The 21,775-nt window shown below is 54.0% G+C and carries 25 protein-coding genes and 1 riboswitch; of the genes, 12 read left to right on the top strand and 13 right to left on the bottom strand.

Features of this window, described 5'->3' with window-relative positions; translation table 11 throughout:
- Positions 1-15: 15 nt before the first annotated feature.
- The 3 genes from AC13H5_RS01495 to AC13H5_RS01485 form a co-directional block, all read right to left on the bottom strand.
- Positions 16-1,155 (bottom strand): MFS transporter, encoded by a 1,140-nt coding sequence (locus AC13H5_RS01495; RefSeq protein WP_235420244.1) that lies wholly within the window; start codon positions 1,153-1,155, stop codon positions 16-18.
- Positions 1,156-1,271: 116 nt separating this feature from the next.
- Positions 1,272-1,784 (bottom strand): type 1 glutamine amidotransferase domain-containing protein, encoded by a 513-nt coding sequence (locus AC13H5_RS01490; protein WP_034780765.1) that lies wholly within the window; start codon positions 1,782-1,784, stop codon positions 1,272-1,274.
- A gap of 69 nt (positions 1,785-1,853) precedes the next feature.
- Complete coding sequence (locus AC13H5_RS01485; protein WP_138860072.1) at positions 1,854-2,444, bottom strand: DNA-3-methyladenine glycosylase; 591 nt, start codon at positions 2,442-2,444, stop codon at positions 1,854-1,856.
- 124 nt (positions 2,445-2,568) lie between these two features.
- Here AC13H5_RS01485 and AC13H5_RS01480 point away from each other — a divergent pair, with 124 nt between their 5' ends.
- Positions 2,569-3,042, top strand: coding sequence for an NUDIX hydrolase (locus AC13H5_RS01480; RefSeq protein ID WP_214823480.1), 474 nt, complete (start codon positions 2,569-2,571; stop codon positions 3,040-3,042).
- A gap of 62 nt (positions 3,043-3,104) precedes the next feature.
- On the opposite strand, the gene nhaC is transcribed toward AC13H5_RS01480, so the two are convergent.
- Positions 3,105-4,481 (bottom strand): Na+/H+ antiporter NhaC, encoded by a 1,377-nt coding sequence (gene nhaC / locus AC13H5_RS01475; protein ID WP_483546181.1) that lies wholly within the window; start codon positions 4,479-4,481, stop codon positions 3,105-3,107.
- A gap of 208 nt (positions 4,482-4,689) precedes the next feature.
- Between nhaC and queC the strand changes: the two genes are divergently transcribed.
- The 4 genes from queC to queF are packed head-to-tail and all read left to right on the top strand — an operon-like array spanning position 4,690 to position 6,981.
- On the top strand, positions 4,690-5,334 hold the full coding sequence (gene queC, locus AC13H5_RS01470; RefSeq protein ID WP_483546180.1) for a 7-cyano-7-deazaguanine synthase QueC: 645 nt from the start codon (positions 4,690-4,692) through the stop codon (positions 5,332-5,334).
- Positions 5,331-5,786, top strand: a complete 456-nt coding sequence (gene queD / locus AC13H5_RS01465) for a 6-carboxytetrahydropterin synthase QueD (protein WP_021068101.1) — start codon at positions 5,331-5,333, stop codon at positions 5,784-5,786. The genes queC and queD overlap by 4 nt, the downstream gene beginning before the upstream one ends.
- Complete coding sequence (queE, locus tag AC13H5_RS01460) at positions 5,786-6,481, top strand: 7-carboxy-7-deazaguanine synthase QueE (protein ID WP_251131381.1); 696 nt, start codon at positions 5,786-5,788, stop codon at positions 6,479-6,481. Before queD ends, queE begins: the two co-directional genes overlap by 1 nt.
- 11 nt (positions 6,482-6,492) lie before the next feature.
- The gene (gene queF, locus AC13H5_RS01455; protein ID WP_021068099.1) at positions 6,493-6,981 is read left to right on the top strand and encodes a preQ(1) synthase; all 489 of its coding nucleotides are present in this window, start codon (positions 6,493-6,495) and stop codon (positions 6,979-6,981) included.
- Positions 6,982-7,009: 28 nt separating this feature from the next.
- On the opposite strand, the gene AC13H5_RS01450 is transcribed toward queF, so the two are convergent.
- Complete coding sequence (locus tag AC13H5_RS01450; RefSeq protein WP_138860076.1) at positions 7,010-7,666, bottom strand: TVP38/TMEM64 family protein; 657 nt, start codon at positions 7,664-7,666, stop codon at positions 7,010-7,012.
- Between the two features lie 115 nt (positions 7,667-7,781).
- On the opposite strand from AC13H5_RS01450, the gene AC13H5_RS01445 reads away from it, so the two are divergent.
- Positions 7,782-8,291: a hypothetical protein gene (locus AC13H5_RS01445; protein ID WP_215190546.1), complete on the top strand. Its 510-nt coding sequence runs from the start codon at positions 7,782-7,784 to the stop codon at positions 8,289-8,291.
- Positions 8,292-8,323: 32 nt separating this feature from the next.
- On the opposite strand, the gene AC13H5_RS01440 is transcribed toward AC13H5_RS01445, so the two are convergent.
- From AC13H5_RS01440 to AC13H5_RS01430, 3 genes are all read right to left on the bottom strand, one after another.
- A complete protein-coding gene (locus AC13H5_RS01440; protein ID WP_215191559.1) occupies positions 8,324-8,812 on the bottom strand; it encodes a hypothetical protein in 489 nt (162 codons plus the stop codon).
- Between the two features lie 91 nt (positions 8,813-8,903).
- Entirely contained in the window at positions 8,904-9,440 is a 537-nt protein-coding gene (locus AC13H5_RS01435) for a GNAT family N-acetyltransferase (protein WP_353049036.1), read from the bottom strand.
- Positions 9,418-10,182 carry a TrmH family RNA methyltransferase gene (locus tag AC13H5_RS01430; RefSeq protein ID WP_114164885.1) on the bottom strand — a complete coding sequence of 255 codons (765 nt, stop codon included), beginning with the start codon at positions 10,180-10,182 and terminating at the stop codon, positions 9,418-9,420. The genes AC13H5_RS01435 and AC13H5_RS01430 overlap by 23 nt, the downstream gene beginning before the upstream one ends.
- 221 nt (positions 10,183-10,403) lie before the next feature.
- Between AC13H5_RS01430 and AC13H5_RS01425 the strand changes: the two genes are divergently transcribed.
- The 3 genes from AC13H5_RS01425 (at position 10,404) to AC13H5_RS01415 (ending at position 14,174) form a co-directional block, all read left to right on the top strand.
- The gene (locus AC13H5_RS01425; protein ID WP_483546179.1) at positions 10,404-12,032 is read left to right on the top strand and encodes a PTS transporter subunit IIBC; all 1,629 of its coding nucleotides are present in this window, start codon (positions 10,404-10,406) and stop codon (positions 12,030-12,032) included.
- Positions 12,033-12,084: 52 nt separating this feature from the next.
- Positions 12,085-12,876: an endonuclease/exonuclease/phosphatase family protein gene (locus AC13H5_RS01420; RefSeq protein ID WP_029596278.1), complete on the top strand. Its 792-nt coding sequence runs from the start codon at positions 12,085-12,087 to the stop codon at positions 12,874-12,876.
- 116 nt (positions 12,877-12,992) lie between these two features.
- Positions 12,993-14,174 carry an MFS transporter gene (locus AC13H5_RS01415; RefSeq protein WP_483546178.1) on the top strand — a complete coding sequence of 394 codons (1,182 nt, stop codon included), beginning with the start codon at positions 12,993-12,995 and terminating at the stop codon, positions 14,172-14,174.
- A 33-nt stretch (positions 14,175-14,207) separates the two neighbouring features.
- Here AC13H5_RS01415 and AC13H5_RS01410 read toward each other — a convergent pair whose 3' ends face one another.
- Positions 14,208-14,912, bottom strand: a complete 705-nt coding sequence (locus tag AC13H5_RS01410) for an alpha/beta hydrolase (RefSeq protein WP_483546177.1) — start codon at positions 14,910-14,912, stop codon at positions 14,208-14,210.
- 75 nt (positions 14,913-14,987) lie between these two features.
- Between AC13H5_RS01410 and AC13H5_RS01405 the strand changes: the two genes are divergently transcribed.
- On the top strand, positions 14,988-16,253 hold the full coding sequence (locus AC13H5_RS01405) for a purine/pyrimidine permease (RefSeq protein WP_483546176.1): 1,266 nt from the start codon (positions 14,988-14,990) through the stop codon (positions 16,251-16,253).
- Between the two features lie 20 nt (positions 16,254-16,273).
- On the opposite strand, the gene AC13H5_RS01400 is transcribed toward AC13H5_RS01405, so the two are convergent.
- Genes AC13H5_RS01400 through AC13H5_RS01385 form a run of 4 tightly spaced genes read right to left on the bottom strand, consistent with a single transcriptional unit; the run spans position 16,274 to position 19,227 of the window.
- Positions 16,274-16,666 (bottom strand): RDD family protein, encoded by a 393-nt coding sequence (locus AC13H5_RS01400; RefSeq protein WP_034780735.1) that lies wholly within the window; start codon positions 16,664-16,666, stop codon positions 16,274-16,276.
- Positions 16,663-17,310: an NAD(P)H-binding protein gene (locus AC13H5_RS01395; protein ID WP_034780733.1), complete on the bottom strand. Its 648-nt coding sequence runs from the start codon at positions 17,308-17,310 to the stop codon at positions 16,663-16,665. Before AC13H5_RS01395 ends, AC13H5_RS01400 begins: the two co-directional genes overlap by 4 nt.
- Before the next feature lie 34 nt (positions 17,311-17,344).
- Positions 17,345-18,649 (bottom strand): nucleobase:cation symporter-2 family protein, encoded by a 1,305-nt coding sequence (locus tag AC13H5_RS01390; protein ID WP_029596283.1) that lies wholly within the window; start codon positions 18,647-18,649, stop codon positions 17,345-17,347.
- Positions 18,646-19,227 (bottom strand): xanthine phosphoribosyltransferase, encoded by a 582-nt coding sequence (locus tag AC13H5_RS01385; protein ID WP_483546175.1) that lies wholly within the window; start codon positions 19,225-19,227, stop codon positions 18,646-18,648. The genes AC13H5_RS01390 and AC13H5_RS01385 overlap by 4 nt, the downstream gene beginning before the upstream one ends.
- A gap of 77 nt (positions 19,228-19,304) precedes the next feature.
- Positions 19,305-19,406: riboswitch (purine riboswitch) on the bottom strand.
- A 131-nt stretch (positions 19,407-19,537) separates the two neighbouring features.
- On the opposite strand from AC13H5_RS01385, the gene AC13H5_RS01380 reads away from it, so the two are divergent.
- Together AC13H5_RS01380 and AC13H5_RS01375 are read left to right on the top strand one after the other, a co-directional pair.
- Positions 19,538-20,146 (top strand): NAD(P)-dependent oxidoreductase, encoded by a 609-nt coding sequence (locus tag AC13H5_RS01380; RefSeq protein ID WP_483546174.1) that lies wholly within the window; start codon positions 19,538-19,540, stop codon positions 20,144-20,146.
- 60 nt (positions 20,147-20,206) lie between these two features.
- Positions 20,207-21,760, top strand: a complete 1,554-nt coding sequence (locus tag AC13H5_RS01375) for an ABC-F family ATP-binding cassette domain-containing protein (RefSeq protein ID WP_021068083.1) — start codon at positions 20,207-20,209, stop codon at positions 21,758-21,760.
- The last annotated feature ends 15 nt before the right edge of the window (positions 21,761-21,775 follow it).

Raw genomic sequence — 21,775 nt, 5'->3', positions numbered from 1 at the left:
AAAAAGGATGCTCGCTTAAGCATCCTTTTTCCAAGTAACGAATATGATGAGCAATTGATGCATACAAACGACGATCCCAATCCATAAAAAGGCAACGAAGAGCGTCATACCGGCCCCGATCACAAACACTAGTCCGATGAGGATGATACTAACGTGCAGCAACATCGAGACGGATGACTCGGTCGTCGCCCGGATGACAGACGGGACACGGTGATGCAATGCCCCGAGATAGAGCGGTTCGACGATGCCGATAAGAAACGCCATGCCTGCCATCCAGACGAGTCCGACTTGTCCTGGGAAAAAGCCGAGAATGACAAAACCGAGACCGATGCCCCAACCGATTCCGTGCAACCAACGATCGACCGTCGTGATGTGTAACAGGACCGGGGCGAGCAGTTGCCCTGGTATTTGAATGAGCAACAGGACAGTCGAAATCATTCCGAACCAATAGATGGGAACTTCGACGTCACGGGCGTACAACTGCCAAAACTCATCGATGAAGTTGAACGCACCGATTGTCACGATGAACACCGACGACAAAGCAAGCAGCTGGCGGTCGTGCCACACGAAGCGAAAACCTGCCCCGATATCCGCCCATGTCATTCGTTCCTCTGTCACGACTCGTCTCGGCTCGACAAGGCCGAGGCTACACGCTGTCGCGATAAACAAACTGACAATCGACAGCACATAGTTCAGTTCAAACGGGAAGCGTGTGGCCAGCAATGCGCCGCTGATCGCCGCGAGAACGGCGGCAACGATTCCGATGACATTCAACCGGCCGACCCAGCGCTCGAATGCCTCCGTCTTCCCATCCTGTTCAAGCGTCTCATAGAGCAGTGCATTCTCCGCCCCGCTCCGGAGCGCCGCCCCAATGCCTGACAAGGCGATGGCTAAGGCGAAACCGCCGAACGAAAAGGACACAAGTAACACGACAAAGGAACCCCACTCGAGTGCAGTTCCGATTTGCAACAGACGTCGCCGTTCCAAGCGATCGGCTAACACCCCGGTCGGCACTTCGAGGATGACGACGAGGATGGCATAGAGCATTTCGAGATAGACGACTTCTTGCATCGTGATCGTCCGCGACTCCCAAAACAGACGCTCAATCGTGTAGGCTGGGATGAGCGCCTCGAACCAACGCATCCATCCAAGCAACGTAACGTTTCGACCGACTTAGCTAGGTGAACGTGCTCGTTTCATCTAAATCTCCTCCTTATTCACCTATTCCCGATTGCACAAAAAAAGCCACGGGAAATTCCGTGGCCAGACGATTATTTGAGCAGATTAAGGATTTCGCGATTGAACGCCGGGATGTCGTCCGGTTGACGGCTTGTCACCAGCTGTTCTTGGCAGACGACGACTTCTTTGTCCGCATACTTCGCACCGGCATACTCCATGTCGACTTTAATCGACTTATAACCGGTTGCATCGCGGCCTTCGAGCGTCTTCGCCGTAATCAACAGTTGTGGGCCGTGACAGATAGCGAACACAGGTTTCTTCGCGTCCATGAACGCTTTCGCGAATTGAACGAATCGCTCGTCTTCACGTAACAAGTCGGGTGAGAACCCACCTGGTAACAGCAACGCGTCGAAGTCTTCCGGCGACACGTCATCGATTGCTTTGTCGATCGTGACTTTCGACTCGCCTTGTTTGCCTTCAACCGTGTTACCGGCTTTCTTTTCAATCGTGACAACTTCGTGCCCCGCTTCCACCAATGCGTCGCGTGGACCCGTGAACTCTACGTCTTCAAACATATCTGTGATTAGCGTTGCTACTTTTGCCATATTGAAAACACTCCCTCATTATTTTTATGCACATAAGGAGTGTTCCACACCTAACCGGCCCATAAACATTCAACGAAACTTCGAGACGTACGGATTGGCTCGTTCGAAGAAGCGGTACGGGTAATCGCGTGCTTCGCCCGTATTTGGAATCCCTACGCGTGGACCGGCCTCGATTTCCGGGATGGCACTCCCTTCAACGATATAAAGTGGCTCATGTTGGAGCGAATGTCCGTATAGGTCCATCGTGATGCCAAGCGCTTTCGTCAGTTTTCCGGGTCCGTTCGTCTGGTCGAATCGCTTGATGCCGGGACGATTCGCCTCAATGATGCCCTGTCCTTCAATCGGCTCGATGGCCCGAATGAGGACGGCTTCCGGCGTGCCGACCGGACCGCTCACGACGTTCAAGAGCGTATGCGTGTGCATCTGATACGTGTAAACGTGTCCAGGTAACCCGAACATCACCTCGGTCCGATTCGTCCGTCTGCCGCCGAAACTGTGGGCCGCCCGGTCGATGGCGCCGAGATAAGCTTCCGTCTCGACGATTTTTCCGACGATTTGACCGTCGAGATGATCATGGACGAGATAGTGACCAAGTAACGAACGGGCCAATTCGAGCGTCGGTTGCTCATAAAATGATGGATCGAGTCGTTTCATCGTCATCCCTCCTCGGTCTCATTTTCTCAAATGAAGACGGGAAGATACAAAAAAGATGCCCGTTCTAATCAAAGGGATTTCGTAATGGAAGCCGAATGGTATGACATACGAGAAAGTGAGGCGAACCAAGGTGGGGTATCTATTAGAATTAAGAAAGACAGTCGGCAACAGGCCATTAATCACTGTCGGGGCGACCGTGCTCGTCTTGAATGACAGGCATGAGCTGTTGTTTCAGCATCGTTCCGACACGCATGATTGGGGATTGCCAGGAGGCTCGATGGAGTTGAATGAGACGTTAGAAGAAGTGGCTGCCCGTGAATTGAATGAAGAGACAGGGCTTGAAACCAATCAATTTGAACTCGTCGGTGTCTGCTCGGGGCCAAAGTTTTTCTTCAAGTACCCGAACGGAGATGAAACGCATAGTGTCATCAATCTCTTCCATGCGAAGCAAGTGCGAGGGACGTTAACCATGAACGACGGAGAAAGTCTGGACTTGCAGTATTTCTCAAGAGCTGATTTGCCGACGGATATCGAATCCAGAGCCCAGGCGCTCATCGATCAATTCGGAGATACGTTATGGGAACTCGAGAGCTCTTTTACCTGAGACATTAAAAAAAACCATCCAGGACACCTATTGGTCCTGGATGGTTTTTTGGAGTGATTCGATTAAGATGCGATCCGCATCGCCTCACGTTGCTTTCCCAACTTCACGTATCCGAGAATGATCGAGAAAATCGGGCTGAGCCAGAGGAAGAAGGCGAACGGTGCGTATTCAAGTACCGGTACCCCGAGCGTGGCCGCGAAGAATGCACCCGACACGCCCCATGGGATGAGCGGGTTGATCACCGTCCCGCCGTCTTCAAGAGCACGTGACAAGTAACGGGGATCGATGCCGCGATCGATGAACCCTTGTTTGAACGCCTGACCTGGAAGCAAGATCGACAAGTACTGCTCACCCGCGAGCAAGTTGACACCAATCGAGCTGAGGACGACCGACAAGACCGAGCTGCCTGGTGACTTCAACCGTTCGAGCAATGCGTCGACGATCGCTTGGAACACACCAAGTTCGCGGAGCAATCCACCGAACGCGAGCGCGATCAAGACGAGGCTGACCGACCAGAGCATCGATTCGAGTCCGCCACGGTCGAGTACGGCCGCAATCGTCTCATTCTCGACGCCCGATTTGAATCCGGCCTGCATAACGCCAAACCAGTTCGTGACGTTCCAGTTGCCTTGGACAAACCCTGCCGTCAACACACCGGCGAACATCCCGACGAGCATCGTCGGCAAGACCGGCATCCGGCGGAAGGCGAGAACGGCAACTAGGATTGGCGCGAGCAAAGTCAGCCATGATAAGTTGAACCGCCCGGCGAGTGCTGCCTGCGCTTCAGCGATTTGCGTCGTGTCGGCCGCTTGGCCGCTCCGACCGAGAAGCGTGAACAAGATGAGCGTGATGACAAAGGCCGGGACGGTCGTCCCCATCATGAAACGGATATGGTCGAACAGTTTGACACCGGCCACGGCCGGCGCGAAGTTCGTCGTATCTGACAATGGGCTCATTTTGTCGCCGAATAATGCACCTGAGACGATTGCCCCTGCGGCAAGCGCCGGAGAAATCCCGAGCGCCATCCCGATACCGAACAAGGCGACCCCGACCGTACCGACCGTCGTAAAGGCACTGCCCGTGAACGACGAGACAATCATTGTGATGAGCAAGACGCTCGGCAAGAACCATTGCGCTGAGATTGTATTTAAACCGATGGAGAGGATCGTCGCCACCGTACCAGACATCTGCCATACACCAATCAACATCCCAATCAACAGTAAAATCAAGACCGGCATGATGGCTTCACGGATCCCGCTGATCATCGCGGCTTCGATTCGTTTAAAATCACGCGTGCGATAATACGCGTAACCCCCTATTAATACCATTGTGCCAAAGATCGCCATGTGTGGCGTCGCTTTGGCCAAAAACATCAGTGCGAGCAGGGAAATACCGCTCATCAGCACGACGAATACAGCCTCTTTTCCTTTCATCTGCATCGACGTCCCCTCCTTTCAGTTCCATTATTTTCTACCTAACCGCTTAAACGCTTTTATGCGCGAAAGTGTTTCAGTGATGTTCTTTACTATACCTGCTTCTCTTTTCCCTGTCAAACGTCTTTTTATGGTAAAGTAAACGCTCGAGGGTGACCTCCGGAGTTCGTAACCTCCTCCGACATCAAAACTAGCGAAAAAGGAAGTGTGCACGTTGCAACACGAAAAAGCATTGGTCGTCTTTAGCGGCGGTCAAGATTCAACCACCTGCCTATTTTGGGCAAAACAACAATTCTCTCATGTGGAAGCGGTGACGTTCGCCTACGGGCAACGCCATGACGCGGAAATCGAGGTCGCGAAAGAGATTGCGGCCGAACTCGATGTCCCGCACCACATCCTCGACTTGTCCTTACTCGGACAACTCACCTCTAACGCGTTGACGAGACACGATCTCGACATCGACAATGCGGACGTCCCAAACACGTTCGTCGATGGACGCAATCACTTATTCTTATCCTTTGCGGCCGTCATGGCCAAACAGCTCGGTATGCATCACATCGTCACCGGCGTATGTGAGACCGACTTCTCAGGTTATCCGGATTGCCGGGACCAGTTCGTCAAATCCTTGAACGTGACGCTCAACTTGGCGATGGACTATCCGTTCGTCATCGACACACCGCTCATGTGGCTCGACAAAAAGCAGACGTGGGAACTCGCGGATCAGCTCGGTGCGTTCGATTACGTCAAAGAACGGACGCTCACGTGCTATAACGGCATCCTCGGATCAGGTTGTGGCGAATGTCCGGCGTGTGTGCTCCGTCAAAACGGCCTCGCCGCGTATGAGGCGGTGCGCGTATGAAGAACGCCCCATTCCTCGCCCCGACGAGTGTCGAAGCCAAACAAGACGGCTCGCTCATCTATTGTCCGCACCGCGTCCAAATCGTCAAAGAAGTGACGTTTGACGCCGCCCATCATTTGTTCGATTACGACGGCAAGTGCCGAGCGCTACACGGACATACGTATAAATTGCAAATGGGTATCAGCGGTTTTCTCGATAACCGCGGCATGACGCTCGATTTTGGCGATTTAAAAGCCATCTTTAAAGAAGAACTCGAACCATACCTCGACCATCGTTATTTGAATGAGTCGTTACCTTATATGAACACGACTGCCGAAAACATGTGCTACTGGATTTTCGAGCAGCTCGCCAAACACTTGCCTGACGAGCGCGACGTCCGCGTCGAATTCGTCAAACTGTACGAGACACCGACATCGTACGCCGAGTTCCGCCGCGAATGGTTGGTGGACTGATGAAAATCCCTGTCCTCGAAGTGTTCGGCCCGACGTTTCAAGGGGAAGGCCGCGCCATCGGACAAAAGACGATGTTCGTCCGGACCGCCGGTTGCGATTATCGCTGTTCGTGGTGCGACTCCGCCTTCACGTGGGACGGCTCGGAAAAACCCGACATGCTGACAGCCGACGAAGTGATCGAACGGCTCGACGCGCTCGGCGTGTACGACTATGTCACCATCTCGGGCGGCAACCCGCTCCTCATCGCCGCGATGAAAGACTTGGTGACGAAACTGAAGGCGCGTGACGTCAAACTCGCCGTCGAGACGCAAGGCAGTCGCTATCAGGATTGGCTCGCTGACATCGACGACGTGACGCTCAGCCCGAAACCACCATCTTCCGGCATGACGACCGACTGGGAGAAACTCGACGCCATCGTCGAACGGCTGCGCCCCGAACAGATGACGTTCAAAGTCGCCGTCTTCGACGAGATCGACCTCGCCTATGCGAAATCGGTACAGACGCGCTACACCCCGGACGTCATGTACTTATCGGCCGGCAATCCCGAGCCCGGTGCGGACGGTGACATCACCGACGCCCAGCTCCGTCGTTTGAAAGAACTATGGGAGGACGTCGCCCGCGACCCGTCATGGCAAAGCGTCCGTGTCCTGCCGCAGCTGCACACATTACTGTACGCCAACGAACGTGGCGTCTAAGGAGAATACTTATGAGACCAGAAGACTTACAAGACTTGTCGCTCCTCGGACAGAAGAGCGTCCCATACATTTTTGAATACGCACCGGACGTCCTCGAGGCGTTCCCGAACCGTCACCCGGAGAACGACTACTTCGTGAAGTTCAATGCACCGGAGTTCACGTCGCTCTGCCCGATCACGAACCAACCGGACTTCGCGACGATTTATATCTCATATATCCCGGACGAGAAGCTCGTCGAGTCAAAATCGCTCAAGCTATATTTGTTCAGCTTCCGCAACCATGGGGACTTCCATGAGAACTGCATCAACGTCATCGGAAAAGACCTCGTCAAGTTGATGGAGCCACGCTATCTCGAAGTGTGGGGCAAGTTCACGCCACGTGGTGGCATCTCGATCGATCCGTACTACAACTACGGCAAACCGGGCACGAAATACGAAAGAATGGCTGAACATCGTTTGTTCAATCACGACCTGTATCCTGAGACGGTCGACAACCGTTAACCAAAAAGTAGGCGCTCAACGGGAGCGCCTACTTCTTTTTATAGCGATTAACTTGTCGTTTGATCGGTTCCCGGAACACCGTCGCGACGAGCGTCAGGACGACCAAGACGACGAGGGCGAGGATGATTAACTTAAAGTCTCCGCTCGCGAGGCTGCTGCCGAGGAAATTGTTGGCGAACGCACCCGGGATCATCCCGACCGTGGTCGCGAAGACATAACCCGGGAGGCGCACTTTCGCGAGCCCTGAGGCGTAACTGACCAAGTCAAAGTTGACGAGCGGAATCAAGCGTAAAATCAAGACGTAGAAGAACCCGTCCTCTTCAATCTTATGCTGCACCTTCTCATAGTTGCTCGTCTCGAAATGGTGGAGAAAGCGGTCACCGAAGCGAATCGCGATATAGTAAGCGACGAGCGCGCTGAGCGTGGCCCCGATGACCGTATAGACGACACCAGGCAGCGTCCCGAACGCCAATCCACCGGCGACGGACAAGACCGACGTCGGAAATAAAATCAACGGGCGAACAGTGAACAGTAAAATATAGACGAGCGGGGCGAGCCAACCGAATTGAACGATATAATCGCGAATCTCACCCGGTCGCAAGTCAATCCACTGATAAAGGAACGTCGCGGTACCGAAGACGAGCAAGACGATGGCAATGATCCATTGCGTTTTCCACTTGTTCATCGGTCGACCTCCTCTCTTTCTTCCATCATATCGCCTCACCTCGAAAAAGTAACGCCTTCCTTTTTTTAGGAATCGCAGTATGGTACGGTTAAAAAAAGCAGAAGGAGGAATCCCTATGTACTTGGCAGATGCCATCAAGTTGAAACACCTGCTTCTGAAGCAGATTGATAAGTTGCTCGAAGAAGTCGAACGTGTCGCATTCATCGAACTTGAGAAAGATGAGCCGCTCCCGACGATCCAGTCCCGTTCACTCGAGGATATCGAAGTTGAGCTCGAGGCGATCCGGACCGATTTACGCCGTCTTGATCGTCTCGTCTGTGAGGCGAACCTGCATACCGTCATCGAGACGAATGACGGACCGCTCCCACTCGTCGAAGCGATGGAGTTCGCCGTTCAATTACGAGCTCAGGCTCGAATGTATCAAGATTTGGCCGAGCGTCCGAAACGCGAGTTCCAAACGGGTTACGGGGAAGGGACGAGCGTCATCAAGCATGCGCTCTATGACCCGGAACTTTACCGGCTGAAAGCCCGTGACGTCGAAAAACGGGCCAACCGCATCGCCAGCGCCATCGAGTCAGCCAATCATCGGACCGAAATCGAGTTTGACGCAAGTCGTTATATGTAACAAAAACGCGTCGGGACGTTCCCGACGCGTTTTTACATGTGATGATTATGGTGGTCATGATGGTGTGAGCTCGAACGGCGTCGCGGGACCGGCTCATCGGCGAATTTCTCCCCGTCCAAGATGCCGAGCCGTTTGTATTGGCGGTCGACCCGCTCTTTCGTCTCGTCGTGCACGTGCGACGACTCCATAATCAAGTGATAGCTGCCGAGCGCGACCCGGAACGGCTCCATCTGTGTCCGCTCGACCGGGAACGACGTCACGTCTCGCAAGTAGTTAGCGAGACGGTTTGCCGATTCGTCACTCGGATGGTCGGCCAAGTCTGACGCGAACTGTTGCATGTCTTTCAATAGACTGTTCGTCTTCACTTGCTTACCGATGCCTCCAATAACAGCGAACACGATAATACCGATAATCAGGAAAAAGAATATCGGGAAAATGATTGGTACTCCACTAAAAAACGAGTCCCCCATCCCTGTTGAATCGATGTATACTTCTTCCCCGAATGCAAACGTATGGACCATGATGTCTCCCCCTTTTTTCTATAATACGGATGCAGCCCCATTTGGTTTCATGCCAACAAAAAAAACCGTGGCATGCGCCACGGCTCAGCGGTCAGTTCAATTGTTTCTCCATCATGATGCGAGGCTCGTTATCCTCTGTATACGCCCCCATGATGTCGTAGCCACACAACAGGTTCAAGATGATGACCCCTTTGTTCGTGTTACGGGCTTTCGTTCGAATCGAATGGAACCCTTGCGCTTTCACCCACTCGAGTTGCGTGTCCATCAGCTTGCGGCCGATGCCATGCTTTTGAAACTCGGGGTGCACACCTCCGGCCCAGCTATAGAAGCGATACGGCTCGGCCTCGTAACCGATTTTGAAGCCGACGAGGCGCTCATCTGAAAATGCGAGCAACACGAGCGGATTCGCATGACGATACAGCCGTTCTTTAAAACGCAGTTGATCGATGTCCCCGTAAAGCGTGCGGTACAGGTTAAAGAATTCCTCTTCGTAGTCTTTGAAATTCGTCGTCACATCTTTCACGATAAATGAACTGGTCGTACTCATCTTTCCATCCCCTTTCAGTATATGGACAAGTTGTTCGTACGCCTGTAACTTTCGCCGTTTACTCCGTTTTTCCTGTCTCACGCGCAAAAGCGGTCAAACCTTTTTGCTTATACACACCGAGCGACCGCTTCGGAAGGCTCTTTACCATCCAATTTTTTAAGATGCGCTGCTTGTCTTCCACCTTCAGTCCATATCCGTCCGTCACGACATGGCGCGCCCGCGTCGTCACATCGTACAACGAGATGGCGGCAGCGACAGAAATGTTCAAACTTTGGACGTATCCTTGCATCGGAATCAAGTAATTGCCGTCTGCCTTGGCGAGCGCTCGTTCCGATACGCCGTGATGTTCGTTCCCGAACAAGAGCACGGTCGGTTTTGACACATCGATGTCCTCAAGTGGGACCGCCTCTTCACTGAGTGCCGTCGCGAGCACTTGGTAACCGTCCGCCTTCAACCGATCGATTGCGTCCTCGATCGAAGGATGTTCGACCACGTCGACCCAGCGATCGGCGCTTTTGGCGATAATCGAGTTCGGCTTGAACTTGGCCCGTCCCTCGACGACGTGCAACGTCTGGACACCGAACGCGTCCGCCGAACGGAGCACGGCCGACTGATTGTGCGGGTCATCGACCCCTTCCGTCAAAATCGTGATATGGTTCGTCCGTAACTCCAGCACTTCCTGCATACGCTTGACGCGATCGGGCATCAACATGCTGTACAGCAGTCGATCCTCTTCTAATAACAGGCCCGACTGCAACAATTCATCGAGTAATGCCGCTTGCTCTTCTTTTGATAATGCCGATGTTGTCTGTCTCCATCCCATCGTTCTCGCCCCTTTCAACCTTTAGTATTGTAGCGAGATTCGTTCCGACTGACAAGCTAGGTGAGAAACGAGTCGAATATCCTCTCGTTATGAAAATCCATGAAAATTAGGAAAACGGTTGCACAAAGTTATGCAATCGATTACAATCATCTATGCAAGCGATTGCATTGACAGTCGCCATAGACAGATAAAAAGTTCCGTACAGGAAGGAAGCGTATAGCATGAAACAACTCATCTCGTTCGACTTTTGGCAGAAACTCGGTAAGGCCTTAATGGTCGTCATCGCCGTCATGCCGGCCGCAGGTCTCATGATCTCGATCGGTAAATTGATTGGCATGTCAGCCGGAGACGTCAGCATCTTGCTCACGACGGCACGCATCATCGAAGACCTCGGTTGGGGAATCATCGTCAACTTACATATCTTATTCGCGGTCGCCATCGGTGGTTCATGGGCGAAAGACAAAGCCGGCGGCGCGTTCGCTGCACTCATCGCCTTTATCTTGATCAACCGTGTCACAGGCGCCATCTTCGGCGTCAACGGAGCGATGCTCCAAGACCCGGAAGCGACAGTCCAGTCTCTCTTCGGGGCTGACCTTGTCGTCGCCGACTACTTCACATCTGTACTCGGTTCACCAGCACTCAACATGGGTGTGTTCGTCGGGATCATCGCCGGTTTCCTTGGTGGAGCCCTTTATAACAAGTTCTATAACTTCAACAAATTGCCGAACGCCCTCTCGTTCTTCAACGGGAAGCGCTTCGTGCCATTCGTCGTCATCCTCGGTTCGGTCATTGCCGCGATTGCCTTATCAATCATTTGGCCGACGATTCAAGGCGCGCTCAACAGCTTTGGTGAATGGATCGCGACGTCACGCAACACGGCACCAGTTCTCGCGCCGTTCATCTACGGTGCGCTCGAACGTCTCCTCTTGCCGTTCGGCCTTCACCACATGCTCACTGTGCCGATGAACTACACGGAACTCGGTGGCACGTACACGATTTTGACAGGTGCGACAGCTGGTTCGGTCGTTGCGGGTCAAGATCCGCTCTGGTTGGCTTGGGTCACTGACCTCGTTAACCTGCGCGCCGCTGGTGATACAGCCGCTTACAACGCCTTGCTTGCTGACGTCGTACCGGCCCGCTTCAAAGTCGGTCAAGTCATCTTGTCATTCGCTGCCTTGATCGGTGCTGCTTACGCGATGTACCGCAACGTCGACGAAGACAAGAAAGCACAATACAAACCGATGTTCTTGTCGGCTGGTCTCGCCGTCTTCTTGACGGGTGTCACAGAACCAATCGAATTCATGTTCATGTTCGTCGCTCCAGTCCTTTACGTCGTCTACGCGCTTTTGGCCGGTGCCGCCTTCGCTTTAGCGGATGTCATCGACCTTCGTGTCCACGCGTTCGGTGCGATTGAATTGCTCACACGCATCCCGATGATTGTCAAAGCGGGACTGTTGCAAGACTTGATTAACTTCTTCCTCGTCTCGGCTGCTTTCTTCTTCTTGAACTTCGGTGTGTTCAACTTCTTCATCAAGAAGATGAACCTTCCGACGCCTGGCCGTAACGGGAACTACATGGAAGAAACAACAGAGAAGTCGAATGTGACAGGCAACGAGCAGGTCATGGGGATTATCGCTCTACTCGGTGGGGAACAGAACATCGAAGACGTCGATGCCTGCATGACGCGTCTCCGTGTCACAGTCAAAGACATGTCGCTCGTCTCAGAAGAGAGCGAATGGAAAAAGAACGGCGCCATGGGTCTCATCTTGAAAGACCGCGGTGTCCAAGCAATCTACGGCCCGAAAGCCGACGTATTGAAGTCTGATATTCAAGACGTCATCGGTGCATAATCAACAGGCCAGCTCGCACGAGTTGGCCTGTTTTTTCTAAAGGAGGACTATCGTGAATATTTTAACGCTGAACTGTCACGCCTGGTTAGAGGACCGTCAACAAGAGAAAATCGACTCGATCGTCGAACGGATCGCGAGCGAGGAATATGACATCATCGCACTCCAAGAAGTGAATCAACATAAAGAGGCCCCACTCATCGACGGCTTGATTCGAGAGAACAACTTCGCCTATGTGCTCGTCGAGCGTTTGAAAGAGCAAGGCGTCGATTACTACATGACGTGGGACTTCGCCCATTATGGATACGACATCTACGAGGAGGGCGTCGCGATTTTATCGCGCACTCCGTTCGTGTCGACCGAATCGTTCTTCGTCTCCCAGACGACCGACCCGAACGATTACAAATCTCGGAAAATCGTCAAGGCGGTCGTGGACGGCATGGACGCGCCGACGGCGATTTACTCCTGTCACCTCGGTTGGTGGCATGATGCCGATGAACCGGTGCGCCATCAGCTCGATGAACTGTTGCGCCGCGTCGAAGATGACGACCGCGCCTTGCTGCTCGGTGACTTCAATAACGATGCGTTCATCCGCGGGGAAGGTTATGATTACTTGATCGAGCACGGTCTCCAAGATTTGTTCCATTTGGCGACGGAGCGTGAAGGCGATGCGACCGTCCAAGGCAAGATTGCTGGCTGGGACGAGAACAAGCAGGCGCTTCGCATCGACTTGATGCTGACGAACGCCCCGATTCACGTCTCACGCCATGCCGTCGTCTTTGACGGCGAGAACGGTCCGATCGTCTCGGATCATGCCGGTGTCGAAGCAACGGCATTTTGGCGGTAAATGGCACCCTTTTCTTTTCCTCACGGAAGGGAAAAGGGTTTTGCTTTGCGTGGAAATCCTGTATGGTTGAAAACGACTGAAGTCTAACAACCTTGAACGAAAGAAGTGATTTTATTTTGACGACTACCCCATCGCTCAGTCGGACCGACTGGACGCTTATCTTATCGCTCGCCTTGCTCACGTTCGTGCTCGGGACGAGTGAATTTGTCATCGTCGGGATTTTACCCGATATCGCCGATGGACTATCGATTTCGATTGCCACGGCCGGAACGCTCGTCTCGGCGTTCGCGATCACCTTCGCCATCGGGACCCCGCTGACGATGTCACTGACGAGCCATTTGCCGAAACGAAAACTGATGCTTACGCTCACCGCTGCGTTCATCGTCTTTAACTTGTTCAGCAGCCTCGCTCCGACGTACGGGATATTGCTCGTGCTCCGGATGATGACCGCCGTCGTGACGGGCGTGCTCATCTCGCTCGCCATGCTCGTCGCCAGTGAATCGGTTCCAACCGGGAAGCGCGGCATCGCTGTCTCATTCATTTTCGGCGGTTTCACGATGGCCAACGTATTCGGCGTCCCGCTCGGTACGTTCATCGGCCAACGCGCCGGATGGGAAACGACATTCCTGTTGACGACCGCTTTAGGCGTCGTCGCATTTCTCGCCGTCTACCGTGTCGTGCCGAGCCATTTAACGAGCGTCAAGACGTCGATTGCCGATCAATTGCGGCTCTTGACGAACCCGCGCATCCTAATCGCGTTCTTCATCCCGGCGTTCGGCTTCGGCGCGACGTACGTCGTCTATACGTATCTCGTCCCGATTTTGAAAGGCGTGCTCGGCGTCCCGATCGCTTGGGTCAGTCCAATCCTGTTCGCTTACGGATTCATCTCGATCTTCAGCAACATGGCGGCCGGGAAAATCGCCAACCATAATCCGATTGGACGGCTTCGGTTCGTCTTTCTCATCCAAGCGTTCGTCTTGGCGGCCTTGTATGTGACGACCTCGAGCGTGACGCTCGGCCTCATCAATATCGCGCTCATGTCGTTCATGGCGATTCTACTGACCACATCGACGCAAATCTATTTGATCGATTTGGCCGAGAAGTTCAATCCGGACGCCAAAGGTCTCGCCTCGTCGCTCATGCCGGTCGCGAGCAACGTAGGTATCGGAATGGGCTCGGCGCTTGGTGGTCTTGTCTACGCCAACGCACCCGTCATGACGCTCGCCCTTGTCGGCGGCGCCGTCGCGCTCGTGACAGCCTTGCTGACAGCGGTCAGTCATAAGCTCGACCAACGTTAAAACAGCGTGCCCCATCATGTGGGCACGCTGTTTTCATAACCAATCCAAGATTTGATCGATCGTCTCGTCGAGTTGTTGTTTGGCGCTGAGTGGGCTATCGTTATCTCCGTCCTGCGGGCCGTACATCCCGAAGTTGGCGTGATTGCCGTCTTTGATTTGATGGAAGACGGCGTCATCCGGGACGTTGTCACGGCTCGCCTCGATATCAGCCGGTGTGGCCAGACCGTCGATTTCCCCAGAGACGGACAAGACACGTAAATCGCTGTCCGCCATCGTACTGATCGGATACGATGCGAGGAAGATGACCCCGTCGACTTGCGCCTCGTGTTCGAGCGCGTAACCGGACGCGGCCGACCCGCCGAGTGAATGCCCCCCGACGACCCAACGTTCGATGTCTGGATGGGCGGCGATGATCTCTTCTGCTGCATCGATATCTGCTATCCCGAGATTTAAGCGCAACGATGGGATGGCGACGAAGACACCTTCTTCTGCCAGTCTGGTGCCATAATAGGCGTATGCCTCTTTCTCGACTTTCGCTCCCGGATACAGGATGAACCCAACCTCGCTGTCCGTCTGCCCGAACTCGAGACGATTGTCCACTTCCGTCGCCTCCGCCGCGTAGCTGAGCGCCTCTTTCGTCGGTCCGTACGTCAGTTGCGTCCAAACAAGGAAGCCGATGATGGCGACCAACATGACTCCTAATAGGCCGAGGCCAATCCACTTCAGTTTTTTCTTCATTATATACCTCCATTTGCATCCACTTCCCCGTCACGGTACACTAGTATTAAAAAAGGGAAATACCAGGGGGACACCATGACTAAAAGTTCTGTAACCACGACGATTCAGTGGTTTATTTTTATTTTAGCTACAAACATTGTACCACCGCTCTCAATCGCTGCCTTATTTGAACTGTCGCCGGGCGAGACGATGACGTTCATCTCACGCTCACTGTTCGTCTTCGCACTCTTCAGCATCATCCAGACGCTGCTCGGCCACCGCCTGCCCATCTTAGAAGGACCGGCCGGGATTTGGTGGGGCGTGTTCACACTCTATGCCTCCATCGGTCCAGCGCTTTATGGTAGCGGACAAGAGACGCTCCAAGCGCTCGGTTTCATGTTGTTCTTAAGTGGTGTGCTCGGAGTGGTCATGACTGTCACCGGCCTGTTGCGACGGATGCTGTCGTTGTTTACCCCGCAAGTACTCGGCGTCTACATGATTTTGCTCGTGTTGCAATTGTCCGGCGCCGTCATCAAAGGCGGCTTCGGCGTGACCGAGGACGGCATCAACACAATCCAAGCCGTGGCGACGGCCGGCCTCGTCTTATTCGCGCTCACGCTCGAGCGGAGCCGGTTCAAACAGTATGGCCTCGTCATGACGCTCATCGTAGGGTTTTGGCTATTCAACATGCTCGGACTCGGCAACCCGATTGTCCGTTCCGAGTCGTTCTTCCTCGTGCCTGAACTGTTCCCGTTCGGAACGTGGGTGTGGGATTGGAACTTACTTCCGACTGCATTCGTCATCACGCTCCTTCTCATGACGAACGTCCTTGCCAATATCAAATTGATTGAACGCATCGTCAGCTCACGTGAGAAGCGTCAAATCGAAGGGAACGTCCCGGCGTCCGGCGTTGTCAGCGGCATCAGCCAAATGGTCGCGGGCTTGTTCGGGACACCGGGACCGGTCGCCATCTCTGGGACAGCCGGCTTCCTGTCTTCGACCGAAAGTGTGCATCGCACGCCACACCTCATCGCTCATGCTTTGATGATGGTGCTCGCCCTCGTCGGTCCATTCGTCTCGCTGATCGCAAGTATCCCAGCCGCCGTCGGATACGCCATCGTCACCCCGCTCATCGCGACGATGATCATCATCGGGATCAACGAGGCAGCGTTCGAATTGAACCAAAAGACGGCCTCGCTCACTGTCGGTCTCCCGCTCGTAATTGGGGCCGGCGCGATGTTGCTCCCACCTGGGGCAATGAACGATTTGCCGCCGCTCTTGGCGACCGTGTTCTCGAACGGACTCGTCCTCGGAACGATCGTCGCCTTGACGACGGCCATTCTCAGCCGCATCAAAGACTAAAAAAAACTGACCTCGAGAGGTCAGTTTTTTTCGGTTACGTGCATATGGAACGCTGCGTCGTGCGGCAAGACGGCACCGTCTTCGGCCTCGAAGTGCGCGCGGTCTTTGACGTAGGCGACAATCGAGATTGTGTCGCGGTGAAGCGCCCGTTTGAACGCTTGCTCGGCCGTGACCGGTGTCCCGTCGTCATTTTTCAACTCGAGACCCATCAGCTTATAGCCGAGCGTCTGTCCACTGCGGCGCATCTGACATGCCTCAAGCGCGTAGGAGACGAGCGTCGGGGTGATGACAGCATGGACGAACTCGCTCTTCACTTTCTTCCGAACGAGCTGTTCGACACCAAAACTGAGCAATCCGGCAATGACGCCATCAATCAAGACGGCTTGGGTACGTTTCTTGGTTAATGGGTTCATTGGCTCATCCTCTGCATCATACCTGACGTCAACACTTCGATGCCCTGTCCTTCTTCCGCGGCCATAATCAAGGCGCGGGCCACGTGGAGCGCTTGAATCGGCGCTGCATCCGGTAGTTTATCGAGCAACAACGGTTGGAGCGGACGGCTGACGACTTCGGCCGCTTTTTCGCCGAGTCGGAACTCATCCCGCTCCCCAAGGAGGAGCGATGGCCGGGCGATAATCAAGTGCTCGAAGCCGAACACTTTGAGCCCGTTCTCGAGCTCCCCTTTCACCCGGTTGTAGAAGAACGGTGACCGAAGTGACGCGCCTTGCGCCGATACGACGGCATAACGTGTCGCTCCGTGTTGTTTCGCGACCCGTGCCACTTCGAGCGGCAAGTCGAGATCGACGTGTTTGAATGCCTGACGCGAACCGGCGACAGCGATCGTCGTTCCGAGTGCGCAGTAGACGTCATCAATATGCGGCAACGCCTCGTCCATTCCTTCAAATCCGACGACCTCGTGCAGTTTCGGGTGACTCCAACGCTTCGAGCGACGGACGACAATCCAGACTTGATCATATCGTTCTTGTTCGAGCAACTGTTCGACGAGTTCGCGTCCAATCAATCCGGTGGCGCCAACGACAAGTGCAGTTTTCCCCATGCTTGTTCCCCCTAGTTACGTAGTTCCTTTCAGTCTAGCTGACTTGCCGGTTATCGGCAACGACCTCGGCCGGACGGAACCGGTCGACGAGTCGGAAGAACCCGTTCAATAACAAGGCGGTGAACGATCCGGCGACGATGGCGCTGTCCGTGAACAACTGAACCGCCTCAGGCATGTTCGCGACGATGGCCGGATTGGCCGTGATACCGAGACCGACCCCGATCGACAAGGCGATTGTAATCAAGTTCTCATTTTTCGCAAAATCGACTTGGCTCAAGATTCGAATCCCTGACGCGGCGACCGTTCCGAACATGACAAGCATCGCCCCACCGAGCACCGGTTTCGGAATCAATGTCGTGAACGTCGCGACTTTCGGCAAGAAGCCGAGCAAAATCAATAGTCCACTCGTCCAGAAGATGACGCGGCGCGATTTGACGCCTGACAATTGGACGAGACCGACGTTTTGACTGAACGTCGTGTATGGGAAGCTGTTGAAAATCCCACCGAGAATCGTCGCCACACCTTCGGCCCGATACCCTTTTGTCAACTCGTTCGAGCCAATCGGCTTTTTCGTAATATCGCTCAATGCCAAGAAGACACCCGTCGATTCGATCATCGAGATGATAGCCACGAGCGTCATGACGAGGATGGCTGAGACGTCAAACGTCGGCATCCCGAAGTAGAACGGTTGTACCATTTGGAACCAGCCGGCCTCACGGACCGGGCTGAAGTCGACGAGACCGAGGAACGCGGCGACACCTGTGCCGATCAAGACCGCGAACAAGACCGCGGCCGCCCGTGTGAACACGGTACCGATTCGGTTCAAGACGAGAATCAAACCGATGGTCAAGCCACCGAGCGCCAAGTTTTGCATCGAAGCGAAGCCGGGCTCACCCGGCATCCCGCCGCCGATGTCATTGACAGCGACTGGGATGAGCGAGAGACCGATAATCGTCACGACCGAGCCGAGCACGACCGGCGGGAAGAAACGGGCCAGTTTCCCGACGAAACCTGAAATCAAAATAACGATGATCCCGCTCGCGATGAGTGCCCCATAGATGGCGGTGATGCCGCTCGAGCTACCGATGGCAATCATCGGACCGACCGCGGTGAACGTACAACCGAGTACGACCGGGAGGCCGACACCGGTGAAACGGGTCGTCCATACTTGCAACAGTGTCGCGACACCGCACATGAACAAATCGATTGCGACGAGGTAAGCGAGTTCTGTCGGACCGAGCCCGATGGCTCCGCCGACGATGAGCGGGACGATCGCCGCGCCCGTGTACATGGCGAGTAAATGTTGGAATCCGAGACTGGCTGTCTTGAACGTGTTCATCGGACTACCTCCATGAAGGAAATCTCACCTGCTTCAAGCTTGGCAATCCGAGCGAGTGACTCGACCTGATAACCTCGCTCGAGCAACTTGCCCCGTCCTGGCTGGAACGACTTCTCGATGACGATCCCGACACCGGCGACGACCGCCCCGGCCGATTCGACGAGTTGCGTCAAACCGAGTGCCGCTTCCCCGTTGGCGAGAAAATCGTCGATGACGAGCACGCGCTCCCCAGGTTGGACGAAGCGACGGCTCAAACTGATTCGGTTCGTCTCTTGTTTCGTGAACGAGTAGACATCCGCTTCGACGAGGTCATCTTGAAGTGTGAGTGATTTGCGTTTACGGGCGAAGACGAACGGAATGTTCATCTCGAGCGCCGTCATCATGGCCGGAGCGATCCCGCTCGATTCCAATGTGACGATACGGTCGATTCCAGCGTCACGGAACCGGTCCGCGAACTCGCGTCCGATCGCCTGCATCAAGACAGGATCGACTTGATGGTTCAAGAAGGCATCGACTTTCAACACGTGTTCGGACAACGCTTGTCCTTCATCTCTGATTTTGTCTTCTAACTGCTTCATTGTTTTCCCTCCAATAAAAAAATGCGATTCGTCACCCCAACCCGGGGACGACGAACCGCATGGAAACAAAACGAATGCACACGACAAGCGTCACCCGTAGTCGAACCATTTACGGTGGTTCGGTAGAGACTTGCGGGCCATATTCCCGCTGATATACGAGTGCGAATCTTTTATTTATATAAGATAGGACTTATTCTAGACGATATTGTAGAAATTGCAACCCGTTTCTGAAAAGACGGCTAAAAGTTCGATTTTTCTGAAACTCCTGTATACTAAAGATACTGGAAAAACGAGAGGAGCCACATCCATTATGAAGCTATTCGTTTTAGGTGCCACCGGCCGGACCGGTCATCAGTTTGTCGACCAAGCCATCGAGCATGGCCACCATGTGACCGCCTTCGTGCGGGAACAAAAAAAATTGATTCCGACTCCGCAACTTGAAATCATCGAAGGCGACGTCACAGACAGCGCCGCTTTGACAGACGCCCTCGCTGGTCATGACGCCGTCATCAGCTGTCTCGGAACCGACTTGAGCGATCCAGACTTCCTGGCCCGCGTCACCGACGCACTCGTCCCGGCGCTGAAAGCAAATGACGTCACTCGGGTCGTCTACCTCGCCTCGGCTGGAATCGACAAAGAGATTCCGGGCATCGCTGGTACGGTCGTAACGTTCATGCTTCGGAAGCCGCTCCGTGATCACCGGGCCGCGGTCGATTTGTGGCGCAACTCGTCGTTCGATTACACAATCGTGCGGCCGATGCAACTGACGGACGGTCCCCGGACCTCGGTGTATCGAACGTCTATCGACACCATTCCAGACAACGGAAAACAGATTTCACGGGCCGATGTCGCCCAGTTCATGCTGAACGCCGTTGAAGAACAACACTTCGTCCGCCAATCAGTCGGGCTGGCGTACTAATTTTTTTGAATCCATGCTACAATATCGGATAGTCAACTTTGAAGGGAACGAATAAGAAATATGAGTATATTAACAGTACAAAACTTGAGCCACGGTTTCGGTGACCGCGCCATTTTGAACGACGTGTCTTTCCGTCTATTGAAAGGCGAACACATCGGCCTCATCGGAGCGAACGGTGAAGGAAAATCAACGTTCATGAACATCATCACGCGCAAACTCCAACCGGACGAAGGCAAAATCGAATGGGCGAAAAACGTCCGTGTCGGTTACCTCGACCAGCACGCTGTCCTCGAGCGTGGGATGACGATTCGGGACGTGTTGAAGAGCGCGTTCCAATACTTGATTGACACCGAAACACGAATCGGTGAGCTCTATATGGAAATGGGCGATGCGACGCCTGAACAGATGGACGACATGCTCGCCGAGGTCGGCGAACTGCAGGAAATGCTCGATTCGAACGACTTCTATATCATCGATGCGAAAGTCGAAGAAGTCGCACGCGGTCTCGGTATTTTAGATGTCGGACTCGACCGTGACGTCACGGACCTCTCAGGTGGTCAGCGGACGAAGGTATTGCTCGCGAAACTGCTTCTCGAGAAGCCGGACATCCTCCTCCTCGATGAGCCGACCAACTATTTGGACGAGGCCCACATCGAATGGTTGAAGCGTTATCTCCAAAACTACGACAACGCCTTCATCTTGATTTCGCACGATATCCCGTTCTTAAACAGCGTCATCAACTTGGTCTACCATATGGAGAATCAAGACTTGTCACGCTATGTCGGCGACTATGACAAGTTCATGGAAGTGTATGAGATGAAACGCTCGCAGCTTGAATCGGCTTATAAACGCCAGCAGGCTGAAATTGCCGACTTGAAAGACTTCGTCGCCCGCAACAAGGCACGCGTCTCGACACGGAACATGGCGATGTCGCGTCAGAAGAAGCTCGATAAGATGGATGTCATCGAACTGAGTGCGGAACGTCCGAAACCAGAGTTCCGGTTCTTGCAGGCACGCACGTCAGGCCGTCTCATCTTTGACGCCAAAAATCTCGTCATCGGTTATGACGAGCCGCTCTCACGCCCGCTCGACCTCCAAATGGAGCGCGGTCAGAAAATCGCCCTCGTCGGTGCGAACGGGATCGGGAAGACGACGCTGTTGAAGAGTCTTCTTGGCATGATCAACCCGCTTGAAGGAACCGTCGAACGCGGTGAGTTCTTGGAGATCGGGTACTTCGAACAAGAAGCGGCTGTCAGCAACAACACGTGTATCGAAGAGATTTGGAGCGAATTCCCGTCCCTCAACCAGCAACAAGTCCGCGCCATGCTCGCGAAATGCGGTCTCATGACGAAGCATATCGAGAGTAAAATCGCGGTCCTCAGTGGTGGAGAGAAAGCGAAGGTCCGTCTCTGTAAGCTCCAAAACAACGAATCGAACTTGCTCCTCCTCGATGAGCCGACGAACCACTTGGATGTCGACGCGAAGGAAGAGTTGAAACGTGCGTTGAAAGAATATAAAGGCAGTATCCTACTCATCAGTCACGAACCAGAGTTTTATCAAGACATCGTCACCGACGTCTGGAACTGCGAATCGTGGACGACAAAAGTATTCTAATCCGTGTAGAGGAAG

This window comes from Exiguobacterium sp. FD-YE-25-4 (assembly GCF_057004685.1).
This window is presented reverse-complemented; position numbering and strand designations above follow the sequence as displayed.

What these genes read in the sequence shown, in the direction of transcription:
- AC13H5_RS01490 (WP_034780765.1), bottom strand. Translation starts at nt 1,784, where the DNA reads ATGGCAAAAGTAGCAACGCTAATCACAGATATGTTTGAAGACGTAGAG.
- AC13H5_RS01485 (WP_138860072.1), bottom strand. Translation starts at nt 2,444, where the DNA reads ATGACGATGAAACGACTCGATCCATCATTTTATGAGCAACCGACGCTC.
- nhaC (WP_483546181.1), bottom strand. Translation starts at nt 4,481, where the DNA reads ATGCAGATGAAAGGAAAAGAGGCTGTATTCGTCGTGCTGATGAGCGGT.
- queD (WP_021068101.1), top strand. Translation starts at nt 5,331, where the DNA reads ATGAAGAACGCCCCATTCCTCGCCCCGACGAGTGTCGAAGCCAAACAA.
- queE (WP_251131381.1), top strand. Translation starts at nt 5,786, where the DNA reads ATGAAAATCCCTGTCCTCGAAGTGTTCGGCCCGACGTTTCAAGGGGAA.
- queF (WP_021068099.1), top strand. Translation starts at nt 6,493, where the DNA reads ATGAGACCAGAAGACTTACAAGACTTGTCGCTCCTCGGACAGAAGAGC.
- AC13H5_RS01450 (WP_138860076.1), bottom strand. Translation starts at nt 7,666, where the DNA reads ATGAACAAGTGGAAAACGCAATGGATCATTGCCATCGTCTTGCTCGTC.
- AC13H5_RS01445 (WP_215190546.1), top strand. Translation starts at nt 7,782, where the DNA reads ATGTACTTGGCAGATGCCATCAAGTTGAAACACCTGCTTCTGAAGCAG.
- AC13H5_RS01440 (WP_215191559.1), bottom strand. Translation starts at nt 8,812, where the DNA reads ATGGTCCATACGTTTGCATTCGGGGAAGAAGTATACATCGATTCAACA.
- AC13H5_RS01430 (WP_114164885.1), bottom strand. Translation starts at nt 10,182, where the DNA reads ATGGGATGGAGACAGACAACATCGGCATTATCAAAAGAAGAGCAAGCG.
- AC13H5_RS01425 (WP_483546179.1), top strand. Translation starts at nt 10,404, where the DNA reads ATGAAACAACTCATCTCGTTCGACTTTTGGCAGAAACTCGGTAAGGCC.
- AC13H5_RS01410 (WP_483546177.1), bottom strand. Translation starts at nt 14,912, where the DNA reads ATGAAGAAAAAACTGAAGTGGATTGGCCTCGGCCTATTAGGAGTCATG.
- AC13H5_RS01405 (WP_483546176.1), top strand. Translation starts at nt 14,988, where the DNA reads ATGACTAAAAGTTCTGTAACCACGACGATTCAGTGGTTTATTTTTATT.
- AC13H5_RS01400 (WP_034780735.1), bottom strand. Translation starts at nt 16,666, where the DNA reads ATGAACCCATTAACCAAGAAACGTACCCAAGCCGTCTTGATTGATGGC.
- AC13H5_RS01395 (WP_034780733.1), bottom strand. Translation starts at nt 17,310, where the DNA reads ATGGGGAAAACTGCACTTGTCGTTGGCGCCACCGGATTGATTGGACGC.
- AC13H5_RS01390 (WP_029596283.1), bottom strand. Translation starts at nt 18,649, where the DNA reads ATGAACACGTTCAAGACAGCCAGTCTCGGATTCCAACATTTACTCGCC.
- AC13H5_RS01385 (WP_483546175.1), bottom strand. Translation starts at nt 19,227, where the DNA reads ATGAAGCAGTTAGAAGACAAAATCAGAGATGAAGGACAAGCGTTGTCC.
- AC13H5_RS01380 (WP_483546174.1), top strand. Translation starts at nt 19,538, where the DNA reads ATGAAGCTATTCGTTTTAGGTGCCACCGGCCGGACCGGTCATCAGTTT.
- AC13H5_RS01375 (WP_021068083.1), top strand. Translation starts at nt 20,207, where the DNA reads ATGAGTATATTAACAGTACAAAACTTGAGCCACGGTTTCGGTGACCGC.